This is a genomic window from Pseudomonas sp. RW407 (assembly GCF_003176655.1).
GTDB lineage: Bacteria > Pseudomonadota > Gammaproteobacteria > Pseudomonadales > Pseudomonadaceae > Pseudomonas > Pseudomonas delhiensis.
Map to the genome: position 1 here is coordinate 1 of NZ_QGSL01000092.1, position 402 is coordinate 402.

The window sequence follows — 402 nt, forward strand, 5'->3', positions numbered from 1 at the left end:
GCCGACGGCCGCCTGCTGGACATCACCGCCAGCGGCGGGCTGCGCCTGCACCTGCACTACGACCACCCGCTGCAGCGCCTCACCGAGGTGGTGCGGGTGGTCGGCGACCAGGCGGTGGAAAGCCTGGTGCGCTACCGCTACGACGCGCAGGGCCAGCTCAGCGAAGTGCACAACCGCAACGGCGACACCAGCCGCCGCTTCGCCTACCAGGACGGCCTGATGGTGCGCCACGAGAACGCCCTGGGGCTGCGCTGCGAATACCGCTGGGCGAACATTGGCGGGCGGCCGCGGGTGGTCGAGCACAGGACCAGCGACGGCGAGCACTACCACTTCCACTACGACCTCGAGGCCCGCGTCACCACGGTCAGCGACGCCCTGCAGCGCGAGGCGCGCATCCACTAC

Annotated in this window: 1 protein-coding gene; it reads left to right on the top strand. The window is 71.1% G+C overall.

The window, feature by feature from the left end; all coding sequences use genetic code 11:
- Positions 1 to 402, top strand: a 402-nt coding sequence (locus tag DK254_RS16825) for a hypothetical protein (protein WP_371921152.1), incomplete at both ends; no start/stop codon positions are given.